Origin of the sequence: Propionimicrobium sp. PCR01-08-3, from assembly GCF_030286045.1 — a bacterium.
Classification (GTDB): Bacteria; Actinomycetota; Actinomycetes; order Propionibacteriales; family Propionibacteriaceae; genus Brooklawnia.
Genome location: NZ_CP127390.1, coordinates 2,177,227 through 2,195,365, shown reverse-complemented (window position 1 = coordinate 2,195,365; position 18,139 = coordinate 2,177,227). Strand labels below are relative to the sequence as shown.

Sequence of the window (18,139 nt, the reverse complement as noted above, 5' to 3'; positions counted from 1 at the left end):
GGATCATCGCGTTCATGAATCTTCCTCCTGATAGTCGACCTCGACGAACAGCTGCCCGTCACTCAGATACAGCAGCAACTGGTCGCCCGGATCGGCGTCATTGACCGAGGTGACCGAGCCGCCCTCGGCATCGGCGACGATCGCGTAACCGCGTTCCAGAGTCGCCTTCGGTGACATCGAACGAATCCGGGTCACCGCATGGGCCAGGGCAGTGCGCTCATTGCCGAGCTGCTGATCGATGGCCCGGCCCAGCCGATGCCGGTAGCCGTCCAGCCATTCCTGGTGGGAGGCGAAGCTTCCCGACGGGTCGCGCAGCACCGGACGTGAGACCAGCTGGGTGAGCCAATCTTGTTCATTTCGCACCCGGGTGATGATCGCCTGCCGCAGCCGGCTCAGCTGCACCGCAAGCTGCTCGGACTGCTCACGGGCGTCCGGCACGGCGATCTTCGCGGCCTCGGTCGGCGTCGAGGCGCGGCGATCCGCCACCAGATCGAGGATGGGGCTGTCCGGCTCGTGGCCGATGGCACTGATCACCGGGGTACGCGCGGCAGCGACCGCGCGCACCAAACCCTCATTGCTGAACGGCAGCAGGTCCTCCAGCGAACCGCCACCACGAGCAATGATGATCAACTCGATGGCAGCGTCCGCGTCCAGCTCGGCCAGTCCGGCCATCACATCGGACGCGGAGTCCGGCCCCTGCACCAACGCGTGCCGCACCTGCACCTGGACGCCCGGCCACCGCTTGCGGAGATTGGCCAGCACGTCACGTTCGGCGGCGCTGTTGGCGCCGGTGACCAGCCCGATCCGGCGCGGCAGAAATGGGAGCCGTTTCTTGCGTACCGGGTCGAAGAGGCCTTCGGCCTGCAGTTTTCGCTTCAGCTGTTCGAGTTGCACCAGCAGCTGGCCCTCGCCGGCGATCCGCAGTTCGGAGCACTCGAACGACAATCGGGTGGTTTTTGTCCAGACCCGCGGAGTGAGGCAGGCCACGACGGTCATGCCTTCGGTGAGCGGACCTGCGGCGTCCAACACCTGGGTGCTGCACGTGATGGTTGCCGAATTCTCGGCTCGCGAATCGCGCAAAGTCAAGAACTGGGTTGCTGCTTGTCTGCGTCGTAACTCGATGACCTGCCCGGTGACCCAGATCCAGCCGCAGCGTTCGACCCAGCCGCGCACCTGCTCGATGACCGCGCCAAGTGGCTGTGGCGTGTCGGGGGAGTTGCGTGCGCTGCTGGGTGGGGTAGTGGCCATCAGCGTCGCCGGCGAGTGTCGTGTTTGCGCAGCTGTGGTGGCAGAGAGAAGGTCAGTGACTCGTCGACCAGCCGTTCTTCGACGGCCGGCGGGAACCCGAGCTCGACCAGCCTGTCGAGCACGCCGTCCACCAGCGTCTCCGGCACCGAGGCACCCGAGGTGACGCCGATCTGATTGACATCGGTGAGCCAGGCCGGATCGATCTCGGACGCATCGTCCACCCGGTAGGCGGCCTTGGCACCCGCCTCGAGTGCGACCTCGACCAACCGGACGGAGTTCGACGAATTGCGGGAACCCACCACGATCACCAGATCGGAATGCGAGGCGATCTGCTTGACCGCATCCTGCCTGTTCTGGGTCGCGTAGCAGATGTCGTCGGACGGCGGATCGACCAATTTCGGAAACTTGTCGCGCAGCTTGCCGATGGTCTGCGATGTCTCGTCGACGCTGAGCGTGGTTTGGGTGAGCCAGGCGACCGGCTGATCGGTGGGCAGATCGAGCTTGTCGACGTCGTCCGGGTGCTGAATGAGAGTGATGGATTCCGGCGCCTCGCCCGTGGTGCCTTCGACCTCTTCGTGGCCGTTGTGGCCGATCAGCAGGATCGGGAGCCCCTGGCCCGAGAAGCGTTTCGCCTCGTGGTGCACCTTGGTGACCAGCGGGCAGGTCGCGTCGATCGTCCGCAGCCCGCGTGACTTGGCCTCCGCACGCACCTGCGGTGAAATGCCGTGTGCGGAGAAGATCACCAGGGCACCGGCAGGAACCTCGCTGAGTTCATCGACGAAGATCGCGCCCTTGGCTTCCAGGCCTTCCACGACGTGCTTGTTGTGGACGATCTGCTTGCGCACATAGACCGGAGAACCGAACTGCTGCAGTGCCCGTTCGACGGTGACGACCGCTCGGTCAACGCCGGCGCAATAGCCGCGGGGCGCCGCGACTGCGACGCGTTTGGTCACCGGCTCAGCCTCTGATTCGGTCATATGGACAAGCTTAGGCACGATCCCAACCCCCCTGATGAGCACGTCAACCTTGTGGCAGTAGCTCACCGCTCTCGCACCAGTTGGACGCGCGCGCGTGGGTCCGCATGCTGCCCATCGGCGTCCGCGATCAGTTCGGGAGCCGACAGCGCGCGCGGAGCCTGCTCGACGCCCTTCTGCGGGCTCAATTCCTTTTCGGTGACCTGAAGGTCCCGGAACCGGCGTGCGCTGACCAGCACGCGGGTCTCCAGTGAACCCAGGGTCGAGTTGTAGTGGTTGACCGACTGCTGGAGCGAGCGTCCGAGCTTCGCGAACGCCTCGCCCATTGTGATCAGCCGGTCGTAGATCTCCCGCCCGAGGCTGAAGACCTCGGCGGCGGAGTCGGCCAGCGCGGCCTGCTTCCAGCCATAGGCGACGGCTCGCAGCAGGCCGATCAGCGATGTCGGGGTGGCGATGACGATGTTGCGGGCGGCCGCATATTCATGCAGGTCGGGACGCTGAGCCAGTGCTTCTGTCGCCAGCGCCTCGCTCGGGATGAACAGGATGACGAATTCGGGTGTGCCGGTGTCGGATTTCCAATACTGCTTGGCCGACAGCTGGTCGACATGGGATTTCACGTTCGTGCCGAACTGAGTCAGCCTTGTCTGCCGCTCGTCGTCGGATCGCGCCTCCTGGGCGTCCAAGAAGGCGCTCAGGGGCACCTTGGAGTCGACGTAGACGAACTTGCCCTCGCCCAGCATGATCTTCATGTCGGGCCGGATATGTGCGTCGGAGGATGTCACGGTGCTTGCCTGCTCATAGAAGTCGCAGTGGTCGAGCATGCCGGCGATCTCGACGACCCTGTGCAGTTGCAACTCACCCCAGGCGCCGCGTACCTGTGGCTTGCGCAACGCCGTCGACAGCGTGCTCGTCTCGCGGCGTAGCGATTCGCTGGTCGCCACCACTTGGCGCACCTGTTCGCTCAGCTCGGCGGCCTGGGCCGATCGTGCCGTCTCGACCCGGTTGAGCTGGGTATTGAGCGCGGTCAGACCGTCTTTCACCGGCGTCATCAACGCTTCGGTGCTCTTGAGGCGCTGCTCGGCCGCGGCTTCGGCGCGGCGCTGCTGTTCGGCCAAGGTCTGATCGGACAAAACCTTGAATTGGTTCGCCAAGGTCTCGCGGTCGCCGGCGATCTCCTCGAACCTCTGCACGGCGGCGTCCCGTTGAGCCTCGGCCACGGCAACGGCCGCGTCCGTCTCGGCACGTACCTGCGCCACCGCAGCCTGGCCCTCGGCCTTGACGCGCGCCAGCGCAGCTTCACTTCGTGACCGGCCGACGATCACGCCGATCGCACAACCGGCCAGCAGGGCGATGATCCAGCCCAGCACTGTGGTGAGTTCCATGAAATGCACCCTGCCAGCCGGCACTGACATTTTTTGAACGTGTGATGGCGATCAAGGTGCCAGGTCAGCTCGCGCGCAGTGCCTGACTGGGCGGCATTCCACGGCTGATCGCGTCCGGACTACCGCTATTGCTGCGCTGCATGCGGCGACAAGTACGGTGATAAGGACACGGACCAGTGATCTTCGAAGCCGCCGCGATGGCAGCCCTACATGACTGACTGCCTTGGTTAGACGAACAGCTGCAGGTGATACGAGTAGAGCGACGAGACGTAGACATGGTCACCGAACTCGATGATCCGGCCTTCCTTGTCATAGGTGGTGCGCTGCATCGTGACCAATGCCGAGCCCGAATCGATGTTGAGCAGGTCTGCGTCGCTTCGGGTGGCCAGCCTGGCGCCTATCGTCTGCTCGGCCGAATAAGGATTGACGCCGCGCTTGCGCATGCAGGCGTACAAGCCTTGCTCATTGAGTTCGCTGAGCGAGGGGGCGACGTCGTAGGGGATGAGGTTGGTCATGATGGCCAGCGGCGCATCATCGATATAGCGCAACCGGCGGATCCGCACGATCTCGATGCCGGTGGCTGCCTTCAGCCGGTGTGCCTGGTCTTCGTTGGCGAGCAGCACCTCGTAGCTGAGCACCTCGCTGCGGATGGCGTAACCGGATTCCTTCAGATCGTCGTAGAGCGACGTCAACCCCAATGGACGATGCACGTGGCGCGGGGCGACTCGCGTGCCGACACGGCGACGGCGCACCACCAGGCCACGATTGACCAGCTCCTCCAGTGCCCGTCGGGCGGTCGGGCGAGAGACCTGCAGCCTGTTCGCCATCGCCACCTCGTCCTCGATGAGTTGGCCCGGCACCAGCCAGCCAGAAGAAATCATGTCGCTGAGCGGCTGAGAGATCTGATGATAGAGCGGGGTGGCAGAGTCGCGGTCGACGACGATCTCGGGAGTGAACGGTATGTCTACCGATTCCGGTCGTGCTTGCGTCACTATTTCTCGATTCCTGCATTGCGGGAGGCATCCGGCTCCACGAGTGATGCTCCACTCCTTCGATGCGCGAACACCCGGCACGAACTGCCGTGCCGGGTGTCACAACGCCATTCAGTGAGATCTTACCGTGTCACTCCTCACGCTGGAAGGACATCGTTGCTTTGAAGGTGGCCTCGCTTGGCCACCGTGTGGTGATGGCCTTCGCCTTGGTGTAGAACTGCACACCTTCGGGGCCGTGGATGTGCAGATCGCCCATCAGCGACTCCTTCCATCCACCGAACGAGTAGTAGGCGACCGGGGTCGGAATAGGTACGTTGATGCCGACCATGCCGGCCTCGACGTCCAACTGGAAGCGGCGCGCAACGCCGCCGTCGTTGGTGAAGATCGCGGAACCGTTGCCGAACGGTTGGGCGTTGACGATGCGCATGGCTTCGTCATAGTTGTCGGCGTGGACGATGGCGAGCACCGGTCCGAAGACCTCCTGGGTGTAGACCGGGGCGTCGAGCGAAACGTTGTCGAGCACGGTCGGAGCGAGGAAGTAGCCGTTCTCGTGGCCGGGGATGACCAACGGACGGCCGTCCATGACGACTTTGGCGCCCTTGGCCACCGCGTCGTCGATCAAGCCGGTGATGCGCGTCTTGGCGACGTCGCTGATGACCGGTCCCATCTCGACGCCGTCCTCCATGCCGGGGCCGACCTTGATGTTGGCGGCATGCTTGGCGACTTCTTCGGCCAGCTTCGGGCCGATTCCGCCGACCGCCACCACGACGGGCAGCGCCATGCAACGCTCGCCCGCCGCTCCGAACGCGGACGCCGAGATGTGCTCGGCAGCGAAAGCGAGGTCGGCGTCGGGCATCACGATGGCATGGTTGTTCGCGCCGCCCAGCGCCTGGACGCGCTTGCCGTGCTGCACACCCGTGTTCTGGACGATATGTGCCACCGGCGTCGAACCGACGAACGAAATGGCATCGATATCCGGATGCGTGCAGATGGCCTCGACGGCCACTTTGTCGCCGCCGATCACATTGAACACACCGTCCGGAAGACCGGCTTCCTTGTACAGCTCGGCGGTCAGCAGGGAGGCCGAGGGCACCGGGGATGCGCATTTCAGGATGAATGCGTTGCCCGACGCGATGGCCAGCGGATGCATCCACATCGGCACCATCGCCGGGAAGTTGAACGGCACGATGCCTGCCACCACGCCTACTGGCTGGCGGATGGTGTGGATGTCGACACCGGTGGAGATGTCGAAGGAGTTCTGCCCCTTCAGCGCGACGGTGATTGAGGTCGCGAAGTCCAATGTCTCGCGTCCACGCTGGATCTCGCCGATCGCATCCGAGTAGTTCTTGCCATGTTCGGCGACGATCATCTGGGCCATCTCGTCCTGGTGATCCAAGACCAGCTGGCGCATCTTGTACATGATCGCCTGCCGCTTGGCCAGCGAGTAATGACTCCATTCCTGCTGCGCGCGGCGTGCGACCTTGACCGCATGATCGACGTCTTCAGCGCTCGCATGTAACAGTTCGGCGCTCACCTCACCGGTAGCGGGGTTGTGTACGTCAAAGGTTGATGCCGGATTGCCCTGGTAGTAGGCACCATCAATCCAGTGCTCAATCGTCCTCACCATAGTTCCTCATCTTTCATCGTTGAAGGACTCGGCGGTCGCCGGCCATTGTGGCTTCGAGTTGTCGCGTCATCGGAGGCGACTTGCGGCTGCCGAAAACCACCTTAGCAAATGTCGTTACATGTTGCTAGACGTGTGGGGTGCGTGCTTCGTCAGGTGGTTGATGTGGTGCTCGAGTGAATCTGTTATTGGCGTACTTGAACCAGTGTGACAAGGAATGATAATCAGGACTCAGAGAATCTGAAGTATGTGAAGAGCCGCTCGTTGTTGGTAGTTACAAATCTTCTTTCTTGGATGGCTATTCGTGATGCGGCTGGCTATGCTTTAGCTCGGACGAAGGAGTTCGGCGCCCACAGCGATGACGCCAGAGCGTGCGAGATCACCAGCTGACTGCAGCTCATAGGGGACCGGGCCATCCATCGTCACGTGATGCGGCTCAGCACGGAGCCGACACCTTCGGACAAGAGAAAGAGCGCGACATGGCAGAAGCTATTCCGACGACGATGCGGGCCGCCGTTCTGCGGGACATCGACAAGGGCTTGGAGATCGAGGAGATCCGCACTCCGCACCCGAAAGCCGGCGAGGTGCTGGTCAAGGTTTCCGGTTGCGGGCTGTGCCACTCCGATCTACACGTGATCTCCGGCGCTATCGCCTTTCCGCTGCCGGCCGTACTCGGTCATGAGGTCGCCGGCGAGATCGTCGAGGTCGGACCCGGAAATGAGCACACCGGTTTGCAGACCGGCCAGCGGGTGGCCGGCGGATTCTTGATGCCGTGTGGTCAATGCGAGGCGTGTTCTCGTGGCCGAGACGACCTATGCGATCCCTTCTTCAGCCTCAACCGCCTCGAAGGCAAGCTCTACGACGGCACCACCAGGCTCGCGTCGCTCGACGGCGAACCGATCGCCATGTACTCGATGGGCGGTCTCGCACAATACTGCGTGATTCCGGCGACCTCGGTCGCCGTTGTGCCCGATGACATCGACCCGATCAAGGGTGCCATCCTCGGGTGCGCTGCGATGACGGCCTACGGCGCGGTGCGCCGCGGTGCCGACCTGCGCTACGGCGAGTCCGTGGCGGTGGTCGCGACCGGCGGAGTCGGTTCCAACATCATCCAGATCGCCAGCGCGTTCGGCGCCAAACAGGTCATCGCCATTGATGTGGCCGACGACAAGCTCGCCGTCGCCAAGGGGCTGGGGGCAACTGATGTCGTGAACTCCTCGACGGAATCGGTACGCGAGAAGGTTCTGGAGCTCACCGGTGGCGTGGGCGTCGACGTTGCCTTCGAGGCGCTGGGGCGTCCCCAAACCTGGGCGTCCGCTCTCGACTGCCTGCGCGACGGTGGACGCATGGTCCCGATCGGGCTCGGCGCCGGCGTCCAGACCGCAGAGGTCGAGATCAACCGCACGGTGCGCCGGTCGATGTCGATCATCGGTTCCTACGGCGCCCACACTCGCCAGGATCTACCTGAGGTCGTCCGGCTGGCGGCGGCCGGCGTCATCCGCTACCAGGACATCGTCACTCGTGAACTCCCACTCGACAAGGTGGCCGAGGGCTATGCCGCCTTGCGCAAGGGTGAGATCACCGGACGCGCGGTCATCAACATGTCGCTGTGAGATGACCGCCAGGGCTTTCGCCGGCCGATGCAGCAGTCGCGAGCTCAGCTCATTGCGTCGGCGAAAGTTCAGCCCGATCTCTTCATCGAGACCACGCCCACCTGCCCCTGCCACGGCGTGGGCGTCGGAGGGCAGCCTCAGCACCTTCCGGTGTGACACCGGATGGTGGTCTAGCCTGAGGCCATGCCTGCTTCCGACGCTCACGCGACAACCTTCCTCGATTTCGTCAAGGATTCACCCACCTCGTATCACGCCGTTGCCGCCATCAGCGCTCGGCTGAGGGCCGCAGGGTTCGTCGAGGTCGACGAGACCGAGCGATGGTCCGACGCTCTCCCGGCCAATGGATTCGTCCGCCGGGACGGGGCGTTGATCGCGTGGCGCCAACCTTCGGACTGGACCGCCCGCACCGCGCTGCGGGTGGTCGCATGCCACACCGATTCACCTGCGCTGAAGGTGAAGCCGGTAGGTGAATTCTCTCGTGCAGGATTCCGGCTTGCCGAAACCGAGATCTATGGCGGCCCCATCTTGGCGACCTGGTTCGATCGCGATCTGATGATAGCCGGCCGCCTCATCGATACCGAAGGCCGGACTCATCTCGTCCGCACACCTGCGATAGCGCGCATTCCCAGCCTGGCTGTGCATTTGGACGCGAGCCTGCGCAAAGATCTGAGCGTGGACGCTCAGCGAGACCTCAACGCCGTGCTCGGTCTGGAGGCCACTGGTGCGAGCGGGCCAGCCGGTTCGGCAGACTCGGTGATTGCCGTTGCGGCGGCACAACTAGGACTGGACGCCGACGATGTCTTGGCCGAAGAACTCTTCTTCGTCCCGGCCGAGGAACCCGCGCTCATCGGCATACATGGCGAACTGGTGGCGTCCTACCGGCTCGACAATCTGGCGTCGGTTTTCCCCGAGCTCATCGGGTTCACCCAAGCGGAGCCGACCGATCACGTTCAGGTGCTGGCGGCCTTCGATCACGAGGAGATCGGGTCGGGCACGCCCAGTGGCGCGTCCGGGCCGTTCTTGCCGCAGGTCTTGCGCCGGCTGAGTCTTGCGCACGGCCATGACGAGGACGCTCATCTGGCCTGGGTTGCGCGCGGAGCCGCGCTATCGGCGGATGTTGCGCACGGCGTGCATCCTGTCCGATCCGATCGTCATGACCCGGTGGTGCAGCCGCGGCTGGGTTCGGGTCCGGTACTGAAGTGGAGTGCGCCGATGCGCTATGCGACCGATGCCGCATCCACCACGTATTGGGTTCGGGCTTGCAAGAGCGCGGGGGTGGAGCACCAGGTCTTCGTGAACAACAACAATGTGCCGGGCGGCAGGAGCCTCGGGCCGCTGCTGGCGACAAGGCTCGGCATCCGAACAGTGGACGCAGGAGTTCCGGTGGTGGGCATGCATTCGGCACGAGAATTGTGCGCGGCGAGCGATCTCGAAGGTTTTGCCCTGGTGACCAAGGGGTTCCTGGAACTCGATTAGTTCCGGCTGCTCGTCGTGGCATGCGCCGCGGGTTACTTCAAAGGTCTTTCCGAACGTCACGGGCTTTGGGTCCGGCGGGGCCGGGAAGTCCGGCCGGACCGAGAATCGTGCCCGGCTTCGACTTCGCTGTTCACCAACTCGCGAGCACCGCGCCGATCATCACCAGCATGATCAACACGTAAAAGGCGAGTAACACGGTGCCGATGATGCCGATCACGTATCCGGCGGTGAGGTTCCCCTCGCCGGCGTAGACCCCGGGGTGCTCGCGCACATCTTTGCGGCCGCGGGCGGCCAACGCCAACGCAACCGGGCTGAGGAACGGAACGAAGAAACCGATGACGCCGAGCACGATGCTGCTGGTGGCGTTCGGGTGATCCGGACGCGGGTAGTTGGGATTCAGGTAGGGGGTCATCTGCGACCGCGGCGAGCCCTCATACGGTTGCGTCCAGCTATCTTGGACGCCGGGCTGGTAGGCCGCGTTCGCTGCCAATGGATCCGCTGGCGGTGTCGGCTGCCCGAAGCCCGGCTGGGGGCCGGATTGACCGTAATAGTCGTAGCTATTGTCTTCGGGCGCCGTGTTCGGCCGGTAATCATCACTGCGGAAAGCGGCGTCCCGATCCGGGTCGTAACCCTGCCAGCTGCCCTCGCTACTCACTGTGCGCCTCCTCAGTTTCGGCAACCTCACGTCTTTCGTCATCCGTGCCGCATCCATCCTGTCACGGCGCAGGGCTGAAACCGTCCCACTCGAATCCTGAGCTATCCCCAATGCTGTGCTACCCAAATCCACGATCCCGATCGCAATCTCGCGGGCGAGGTGAGCGAATCTGGCTGGTCTGCTGCACTCGGCTCACACCGATCGCAGCAGCGCAGATGAGGTGAGCCGACTTGACCCCGGCGACCGACCGGGGTTCTGGTCGAACCGGCCGAGGGCATGAGTAGGCTGGTTCGATGTGGCACTAACCATCGGAATCGTGGGGCTTCCCAATGCGGGCAAGTCCACCTTGTTCAATGCACTCACCCGCAACACCGTTCTCGCGGCGAACTATCCGTTCGCGACGATCGAGCCGAATGTGGGGGTGGTGGGCGTACCGGACGAGCGGTTGGCGGTGCTCGGCAAGATGTTCGACTCCGAACGTCTGGTGCCGGCCACCGTGAGCTTCGTCGATATTGCAGGCATCGTGAAGGGTGCTTCCAAGGGTGAGGGCATGGGCAACGCCTTCCTCGGCAATATCCGCGAGGCCGACGCCATCTGCCAGGTGACCAGGGTGTTCACCGACGACGATGTCACCCATGTCGATGGCAAGGTGAATCCTGCGTCCGATATCGACACGATCCGGACCGAGCTGATCCTCGCCGATCTGCAGACCCTGGAAAAGGCGATGCCGAGGCTGGAGAAGGAAGCCAAGATCAAGAAGGAGTCGCGTCCGAAATACGAGGCGTGGGTCGAGGCCGAGAAGACGTTGAACGACGGCGTCGGCATCTTCCAGGCCGGGCTCGATCCCGAGCCGTTGCACGATCTTTTCCTGCTGACCGCCAAGCCGTACATCTACGTCTTCAACCTCGATCAGGACCAATTGACGGACGCCGACCTGCGCGCCCGGTTGAGTGAGATCGTCGCGCCGGCCGAAGCTGTCTTCCTGGACGCGAAGTTCGAGTCCGAGCTGGTCGAGATGGACGAGGACGAGGCCCGCGAGTTCCTCACCGAGGCCGGCGTCGATGAGCCGGGTCTGGATCAGTTGGCCCGGGTCGGATACGACACATTGGGATTGCAGAGCTTCCTGACCGCCGGACCGAAGGAATCCCGCGCCTGGACGATCAAGCAGGGCGCCACCGCACCCGAGGCCGCCGGCGTCATCCACACCGATTTCCAGAAGGGTTTCATCAAGGCCCAGATCATGAATTACGACGACCTGGTCGAGCTGGGCAGCGAGGCCGCGGTCAAAGCTGCCGGCAAGATGCGCCTGGAGGGCAAGGACTACGTGATGGAGCCGAACGACATCGTCGAGTTCCGGTTTAACGTCTGACGTCCGTACAGCACGGTCGCCTCAGCTGACGCAACATCTTCGCTATTCGGTAATACCGGTTATACTTCAGCTTATGAAGACTGCTGTTTCTGTGCCCGATGAGGTATTCCGTGAGGCTGACGAGGTAGCGGCGAGGCTTGGCTGGAGCCGCTCGCAGCTCTATGCCCGAGCGGTCGGTGAATTTTTGGAGCGTCAAGGCGACGATCCGGTGACATCTGCATTGGACGCTTTGGCTGACGAGTTGAGTGACGAGACTCCTCCCTCGATGGGACGTACGCTCATCGACTCCGGGAGCTGGGAGTGGTAACCAGGGGAGAGATCTGGTGGGTGGATTTCGGTGACCCTATCGGATCGGAACCGGGCTACCGGCGTCCCGCGCTCGTTGTTTCGTCCGATCGTTTCAATCGGTCGCGCATTGCAACTGTCATCGTCACAGCGTTGACCAGCAATCTGCGTCTGGCAGTGATGCCGGGGAATGTGGAACTCGAGAAGGGGGAAGCGGATCTCCCGAAGGACTGCGTGGTCAACGTGTCGCAGACGTTGGTGATCGACCGTTCGCGGTTGAGCCAATCCGTGGGCACATTGTCGGCTCACCTGATGGCGAAGGTCGATGAAGGTCTGCGTCTGGTTCTCGCGCTTTAGCGACGGAAAGCACAACCGCAAGGAGTAGGCGATGACAGCGGAACTGCGAGCGGTACGTCTCAAGCACGCTCATGCACTGCAGAGGCTATTGGACTCGAATCCTGACTATGCGCGGCGCGTGGGCGGCGGGGAATCCGCCGAAGAAGCGCTGACCATTCGTCCGCCGGGCACCGAAGCCTCCCAGAAGTTCGATCTCGGGCTTTGGGAAGGCGACGAGTTGGTTGCATTCTCGGACGTGATTCGTGGTTGGCCGAGCGAAGAGATCGCCTATATCGGCTTGTTGATGACGCATGGGGAGCGTCATAGGACGGGCCTCGGCCAGCGGATGCATCTGGCGGTTCTCGATCTCGTCGCGGGTTGGCCGGAGATCACGACGCTGCGACTGGCCATCGTGGCGACGAACAAGGACGAGGCAGAACCGTTCTGGCGCCGACTCGGATATTTACCCACAGGCGACGAAAAACCGTATGAGACAGAGAGCCTGAAGACCGTGGCGCATATCTGGGAGCGCCCCTCACGCGAGGACATTGATAGTCATCTGAGCTACGCATCAGGATTGTATCGAGGCGTCTTGTTGTTGTGCTGAATGAATGTCGCAACGTAATGAACAGGAGAGACACATGGCATCCGAACAGCGGGTAGTGATTCTCGGCGGGCACGGCAAGGTCGCTTTGCTCGCGGCACCCAAACTCCGAACCGCCGGATACGCGGTTGACTCGGTGATACGCAATCCTGAGCAGCAAGCTGACGTAGAGCAAGCGGGTGGCAACCCGGTGATCCTCGACATTGAGTCGGCCGATGTCGATCGATTGGCCGAGGCATTCGCTGGGGCGTCCGCGATCGTTTTCTCGGCCGGTGCCGGTGGTGGCAATCCGGCGCGTACCAACGCCGTCGACTATCAGGCGGCGACCAGGGCGATGGACGCAGCACAGCGCGCCGGCGTCACCCGATTCGTCATGGTCTCCTACGCGGGTGCTGATGTCGATCTTGATCGCGTCGATCCGAACGACTCGTTTTATCCCTACGTGCAGGCCAAGCATGCCGCCGATGCGTACCTGCGTGATAGCGGACTCGATTTTACGATTCTCGGCCCGGGCTCGCTGACGCTGACGCCCGGCAGCGGCGAGATCACGATCGCCGATCCGGATGGCGGGATAAATGGTGAACCGGCTGCCCAGGGCCGAGCAGTAACGTCCAGAGAAAACGTTGCGTCGGTCATCACACACGTGATCACAAACAATGCGGCAATCCGGGAGACGGTGAATTTCTACGACGGTGATACTCCGATTGCCGACGCGATCCGATAACGGAAGCTAGGACGCAGGTTAGAGTGCCCAGATAACTAGCGTCGTACAGCGAATTTCCTGAGAATGTGCTTGGTGCAAGAGTACGGGGCGGTTCTTTGATCATTGGGTGCGATTAGGGCCGCATATCGGCCGTAGGCGCACACCCAATAACTGCGTTGATTGTCTCGCGTGATACGTGAGTGAGTGGGTGGTGCTCACAGCCCCACCCAGTTGGCGGAGAGATCCCAGAGGCGAGCGGAAGCGGCTTCGTCCCGAGCGCCTCGGGGGACCCTCGGGCGCCGTTTCTCGTAGTACTCGCCGGAGCGCCAGTCATCGCCGGGGACTCCTTCGGCAAGCCAGACCAGCTGGTCCGCGCCCTGCTCGGGCGTGATGGTGATCCGATCTTTCAGCTTCGTCCGGTAGAGAAAACGCAGCACCTTCGAGTTCTCGGCGCCGAAATTGGAACCGACAAGCAGCCGGGCCGCGGCAGCCCCGATGCCATCGCTGGAACCCGTGATGACTATCGTCCGAGGCTCTGACCTGGCGCGCAACTGACCCTCCAACAGGTTCAACCGGCTTCGTTAGCAGGTCATCGACCGCTGAGCTGATCCTAGGCCCGAACCCACCTGCACAGTCTGCATGTCTCGCTGACTCGGTGTGGGTTGCCGTACTTGCAGTGCGCAAAAACTGCTGGTCAGCGAGGCGTCGACGCAGCTGGTCGGCGGGCTGAGATAAGGTGTCCGAGGCGTTTGCGTCGAAACCTAAGAGAGAGGAAGGCTCCCGGGGGAAAGGCAACCCGGGATTGGACTGGCCTATGACCACTGATCAGAACCTCACCAAGGAAATCCTCAGCTACCTCAAGGACGCCAGGTCCGTGGAGGAAGAAGACGATCGGCCGAAGGGACTGGACAGATGGGTCTTCGCTATCGCGGCCTTGATCGTCGTCGCCTTCTTGGCATGGGGAATCGCCGACGCCGAAGGATTGGGACGCGTAGCCTCAGGTGCATTGAGCGCAGTCATCGAGGATTTCGGGTGGCTGTTCGTGATCGCGTCCTCCGTTTTTGTGCTCTTCGTTCTTGTTGTTGCGATGAGCAGGTTCGGACGCATCCCTCTCGGCCAGGACGATGACACTCCGCAGTACTCGACGTGGTCGTGGATCTCCATGATGTTCGCCGCCGGAATGGGCATCGGGTTGATGTTCTACGGGGTCGCCGAACCACTGTTCTTCTACGCTTCGCCGCCGCCGGGCACGGTTGACGGCGAAAGCGCGGCAGCAGTGAGCGTCGCGATGGGCACGGCACTGTTCCACTGGACGATCTACCCGTGGGCGATGTATGCGATCGTCGGTCTCGGTATGGCATATGGCACCTACCGACTGGGCCGCACCCAGCTGTTCTCGTCCATGTTCGTAGGATTGTTCGGCCCCAAGGCTGTGCACGGTCCGGGCGGGCGGTTGATCAACATTCTGGCAATCATCGCAACGCTGTTCGGTTCCGCCTGCTCGCTCGGGCTCGGTGCGTTGCAGATCGGTGGCGGTCTGGTGCACAGCGGAGTCATGTCGCAGACCAGCTCTGTGCTGTTGGTCGGCATCATCGCTGTGCTCACGACCTGTTTCATAGCGTCGGCGATCTCGGGAATCGAGCGCGGCATCCAGCTGCTGTCGAATATCAATATGGTGCTCGCGGTGGTGCTGGCCGTCCTCGTCTTCATCATCGGGCCCACCTTGTTCATGCTCAACGTGATCCCGACCTCGCTCGGTGCGTTCATCGGGAACCTTCCCGAGATGGCATCGCGAACCGCTGCGAGCGGCGACGAGACAATGGCCGAATGGATGTCGAACTGGACGATCTTCTATTGGGCGTGGTGGATCTCCTGGTCTCCTTTCGTCGGGTTGTTCATCGGACGCATCTCTCGTGGACGCACAATTCGCCAGTTCGTGACCGGTGTGCTGGTCGTTCCCTCGCTGGTCTCGGTCCTGTGGTTCGCGATCTTCGGCGGCGGGTCGATCGGCGTCCTGCAGCGTGTCAGGGACGCCGGCCAGTTCACGAATCTTGTCGAACGTGCGGCAGACGGATCGGTGAGCGTCGACTCGGATCTGGTCTTGTTCCAGTTCCTCGAGTCGCTGCCGATGCCGGCGTGGCTGGCTGTTGTGTTGGTGGGGTTGTGCGTGGTGCTCGTCGCCATCTTCTTCGTCACCGGCGCCGATTCGGCGTCCATCGTGATGGCGGGGCTTGCCGAGAACGGTGCCGAAGAGCCTTCCAGGTGGCACGTGGTGTTCTGGGGTGCGGCCACCGGGGCTGTCGCGGCCATCATGCTGCTCGCCGGGGGCGATCATCCCGATGCCGCACTCGAAGGTCTGAAGAACATCACGATCGTTTCGGCGCTGCCCTTTGTGGTGATCATGCTCATGCTGTGCCTGTCGATTTGGCGGGATCTGAGGAAGGATCCGCTGATGCTGCAGAACCAACTGGCGCGCGAAGTCTTGGAGCATTCTGTCGCTTCGGGCATCGAGCGCTACGACGGCGAGGTCTTCGAGTTGACGACCCGCTCCCCAGCGGTGACGAGAGATTTGAGGCGGCGCCGTAACCAGTGGCCGATGCGAGTGCGCCGGCAGCGCTCTCGGGCCCGCTGAGGCGGCGGGACACAGAAAAGGGGACGAGCTCCTGATCTCCTCGATGCCGTGACCGTAGAGACAGATCTCGTCGAACGAGCAGGCGTGGCGGGACCAGCTATGCCTGGTTGCTTGCGACGGCGCGAATGATCCGCAGCGGTCGATCAGGCCACCGATGGCGCATAGCGGGAGGACTCTCATGAGTACTCGGCATGAATAAGGAACGGTAATTCACGTGATGAGTGAGAAACACGAGCTGGCGGGCCGGCCGCGGCGGCCGTCCCCGATGGGTGGACGCCGGCCCACGCGCGAGGATCTGCTGCGTTTCGCTGTCGACGACCCAGACGCGATCGACGACATTCTGCCCCGATCGGACGATCAGCTGCACATGCTGATCGTGGGCATCAACCCAGGCCTGTGGACCGCTGCTGTCAACGCGCCCTTCGCGCGTCCGGGCAACAGATTCTGGCCTTCCCTGTACCGTGCGGGACTCACCGATCATGTGGTCGATGCGGCAGCGGGTTTGTCGTCGCAGGACGAGAATCAGCTACTCAGCAGGGGCATCGGCCTGACGAATCTCGTCGGCCGGGCAACCGTGCGGGCGGACGAGTTGACCCGTGCCGAGTTGCGTGCCGGCGGCAGCCGCCTGACCCAGCGCGTCACGAGCTTGCGTCCGCACGTGGTGGCGATAGCGGGAATCACCGCGTTTCGGGCGGCATTCGCGCAGCCGAAGGCGCGTCTGGGAGAGCAGGACACTTCGGTGATTCCCGGCTGGCCGGCGAACGTGCGATTGTGGGTGGTTCCGCAACCCAGCGGACTGAACGCCCACGAGACGATCGACAGCTTGGCCGAGCGCTGGAAAGAAGTGTGGAACGTCGTGGAGCGGCTTGCCGGCTAAATTGCTGCCACGACGCGAACCACAGCCCGGTACCTTTCGGAGCCCGCATGCAAGGCTGCCGAAGGATTCTGAACTCGATGAGGCCGCAGGAATCCTGCGCCCGCTCGGCCGGGTGACCAATACTTTGCAGCTCAGCGAGCGCGCGTTCTGCAAGCTTCCACTACATCACGCACAGTGATGGACCGATCGGCTAATCGGTCAGTACTCGGGCGAGATCGTAGGAAGGTGCTCGCTCCACCTGATCGAGCAAACAGCTTCGGGCATCGCGATCCGGACGGAAACGCAGCAGCGTGACGGCATGCCTGAACCGCACGCCCTGAAGCTGGTCGAACGCAACCTCGGCCACCAACTCGGGCCGCAGCGTCACTGATGCAACAGGATCGGGCTTCGAAAAACGAGATCGTGGACGCACCACGGGCACCGGCTCACCCGATGCATCGCGGACGACCAGAGGCTCGAGTTCTTCGACGAGCTGGTCACGCATGGCACTCGAGAAGGCACCGATGCCGCCGACCGGCAGCAGCGTCCCCGAGGCGTCGTACATGCCGAGCAACAACGATCCGACCCCGTGCCCGCGTTTGTGGACGCGGTAGCCGATCACCACGGCCTCGGCGGTTCTCGAATGCTTGGTCTTCTTCCATCCACGCTTGCCCGGCTGATAAACCGAATCCCGGGGCTTCGAGACGATGCCGTCCAATCCGGCGCCCTCGAAACTCTCGAAGGCGCGTATCGCCTCATCGAGGTCGCCCAGTACGGCGCTGAGATGTGCCCCCGGGTGTGCACGTGCCGAAGCAAGGTCAGCAGGCCCGGTGGCACCATGGCCGCCGCCGCGGGCCGTCGAGAAGACCGACTCCAATTGCTCGCGCCGTTGCTCCCAGACCAGTGCGGTGAGGTTGCGCCCATCAAGAGCCAGGGCGTCGAAGAAGACCAATTCGGCAGGGGTCTGTTCGCTCAGCAACGCGATCCTGGAGGCCGCCGGATGAATGCGGGCGCTCAACGCGTCCCAATCGAGTCGCTGGCTCCCGGGCTCACCCGCCCGCACGATGAGTTCACCGTCGAGGATCGCCCCGTCCGGCAGCCAATCGGACAACGCGTCCACCACTTCGGGAAAGTATCTGGTGAGGGATTTCTTGCCGCGGCCATCCAAGGCAATGACTTCACCGTCGCGGCTCACGATGCACCGGAAACCATCCCACTTGGGCTCGTGAACGAATCTCGGATCGGTCGGTATCTGATCGACAGCGCTGGCCAGCATCGGATCGATCGGCAGCTCGAGTGGCAGACTCATGCGTCCATTCAACACGAACGGGGGCATTCTCCGAACGAACCTGGGCGTCGTTGCGACCGGTGCCGCGCGCCGTGTTCCCAT

The 18,139-nt window shown here is 63.0% G+C and carries 17 protein-coding genes; 9 read left to right on the top strand and 8 right to left on the bottom strand.

Translation table 11 applies throughout. From position 1 onward, the window contains the following. Positions 1 to 12: 12 nt before the first annotated feature. From xseA to QQ658_RS10025, 5 genes are all read right to left on the bottom strand, one after another. The gene (gene xseA, locus QQ658_RS10045; RefSeq protein ID WP_286024717.1) at positions 13 to 1,248 is read right to left on the bottom strand and encodes an exodeoxyribonuclease VII large subunit; all 1,236 of its coding nucleotides are present in this window, start codon (positions 1,246 to 1,248) and stop codon (positions 13 to 15) included. Further along, a complete protein-coding gene (locus QQ658_RS10040; protein WP_502928908.1) occupies positions 1,248 to 2,225 on the bottom strand; it encodes a 4-hydroxy-3-methylbut-2-enyl diphosphate reductase in 978 nt (325 codons plus the stop codon). Before QQ658_RS10040 ends, xseA begins: the two co-directional genes overlap by 1 nt. Positions 2,226 to 2,287: 62 nt before the next feature. After that, on the bottom strand, positions 2,288 to 3,604 hold the full coding sequence (locus tag QQ658_RS10035) for a DNA recombination protein RmuC (RefSeq protein ID WP_286024716.1): 1,317 nt from the start codon (positions 3,602 to 3,604) through the stop codon (positions 2,288 to 2,290). A 227-nt stretch (positions 3,605 to 3,831) separates the two neighbouring features. After that, entirely contained in the window at positions 3,832 to 4,596 is a 765-nt protein-coding gene (locus tag QQ658_RS10030; protein ID WP_286024715.1) for a GntR family transcriptional regulator, read from the bottom strand. Between the two features lie 130 nt (positions 4,597 to 4,726). Continuing rightward, positions 4,727 to 6,220 (bottom strand): CoA-acylating methylmalonate-semialdehyde dehydrogenase, encoded by a 1,494-nt coding sequence (locus QQ658_RS10025; protein ID WP_286027089.1) that lies wholly within the window; start codon positions 6,218 to 6,220, stop codon positions 4,727 to 4,729. 479 nt (positions 6,221 to 6,699) lie between these two features. On the opposite strand from QQ658_RS10025, the gene QQ658_RS10020 reads away from it, so the two are divergent. Then, positions 6,700 to 7,833, top strand: coding sequence for a zinc-binding dehydrogenase (locus QQ658_RS10020; RefSeq protein ID WP_286024714.1), 1,134 nt, complete (start codon positions 6,700 to 6,702; stop codon positions 7,831 to 7,833). A gap of 183 nt (positions 7,834 to 8,016) precedes the next feature. Further along, positions 8,017 to 9,309 carry a M18 family aminopeptidase gene (locus QQ658_RS10015; RefSeq protein WP_286024713.1) on the top strand — a complete coding sequence of 431 codons (1,293 nt, stop codon included), beginning with the start codon at positions 8,017 to 8,019 and terminating at the stop codon, positions 9,307 to 9,309. A gap of 130 nt (positions 9,310 to 9,439) precedes the next feature. Here QQ658_RS10015 and QQ658_RS10010 read toward each other — a convergent pair whose 3' ends face one another. Next, a complete protein-coding gene (locus QQ658_RS10010; RefSeq protein WP_286024712.1) occupies positions 9,440 to 9,964 on the bottom strand; it encodes a DUF4190 domain-containing protein in 525 nt (174 codons plus the stop codon). Between the two features lie 295 nt (positions 9,965 to 10,259). Between QQ658_RS10010 and ychF the strand changes: the two genes are divergently transcribed. From ychF to QQ658_RS09985, 5 genes are all read left to right on the top strand, one after another. Then, positions 10,260 to 11,333 (top strand): redox-regulated ATPase YchF, encoded by a 1,074-nt coding sequence (gene ychF, locus QQ658_RS10005; protein ID WP_286024711.1) that lies wholly within the window; start codon positions 10,260 to 10,262, stop codon positions 11,331 to 11,333. A gap of 73 nt (positions 11,334 to 11,406) precedes the next feature. Next, complete coding sequence (locus QQ658_RS10000; protein WP_286024710.1) at positions 11,407 to 11,640, top strand: ribbon-helix-helix domain-containing protein; 234 nt, start codon at positions 11,407 to 11,409, stop codon at positions 11,638 to 11,640. Beyond that, on the top strand, positions 11,634 to 11,975 hold the full coding sequence (locus QQ658_RS09995) for a type II toxin-antitoxin system PemK/MazF family toxin (RefSeq protein ID WP_286024709.1): 342 nt from the start codon (positions 11,634 to 11,636) through the stop codon (positions 11,973 to 11,975). The genes QQ658_RS10000 and QQ658_RS09995 overlap by 7 nt, the downstream gene beginning before the upstream one ends. 31 nt (positions 11,976 to 12,006) lie before the next feature. Further along, complete coding sequence (locus QQ658_RS09990) at positions 12,007 to 12,561, top strand: GNAT family N-acetyltransferase (protein WP_286024708.1); 555 nt, start codon at positions 12,007 to 12,009, stop codon at positions 12,559 to 12,561. Positions 12,562 to 12,595: 34 nt separating this feature from the next. After that, entirely contained in the window at positions 12,596 to 13,282 is a 687-nt protein-coding gene (locus QQ658_RS09985) for an SDR family oxidoreductase (RefSeq protein ID WP_286024707.1), read from the top strand. Between the two features lie 194 nt (positions 13,283 to 13,476). On the opposite strand, the gene QQ658_RS09980 is transcribed toward QQ658_RS09985, so the two are convergent. Next, the gene (locus QQ658_RS09980) at positions 13,477 to 13,833 is read right to left on the bottom strand and encodes a hypothetical protein (RefSeq protein ID WP_286024706.1); all 357 of its coding nucleotides are present in this window, start codon (positions 13,831 to 13,833) and stop codon (positions 13,477 to 13,479) included. 242 nt (positions 13,834 to 14,075) lie between these two features. Here QQ658_RS09980 and QQ658_RS09975 point away from each other — a divergent pair, with 242 nt between their 5' ends. Further along, positions 14,076 to 15,893, top strand: coding sequence for a BCCT family transporter (locus QQ658_RS09975; protein WP_286024705.1), 1,818 nt, complete (start codon positions 14,076 to 14,078; stop codon positions 15,891 to 15,893). A gap of 217 nt (positions 15,894 to 16,110) precedes the next feature. Further along, positions 16,111 to 16,770 carry a mismatch-specific DNA-glycosylase gene (locus tag QQ658_RS09970; protein WP_286024704.1) on the top strand — a complete coding sequence of 220 codons (660 nt, stop codon included), beginning with the start codon at positions 16,111 to 16,113 and terminating at the stop codon, positions 16,768 to 16,770. Positions 16,771 to 16,960: 190 nt separating this feature from the next. Here the strand turns inward: QQ658_RS09970 and QQ658_RS09965 are convergent, their stop codons facing one another. Further along, entirely contained in the window at positions 16,961 to 18,058 is a 1,098-nt protein-coding gene (locus QQ658_RS09965) for an ATP-dependent DNA ligase (protein WP_286024703.1), read from the bottom strand. Positions 18,059 to 18,139: the final 81 nt, after the last annotated feature.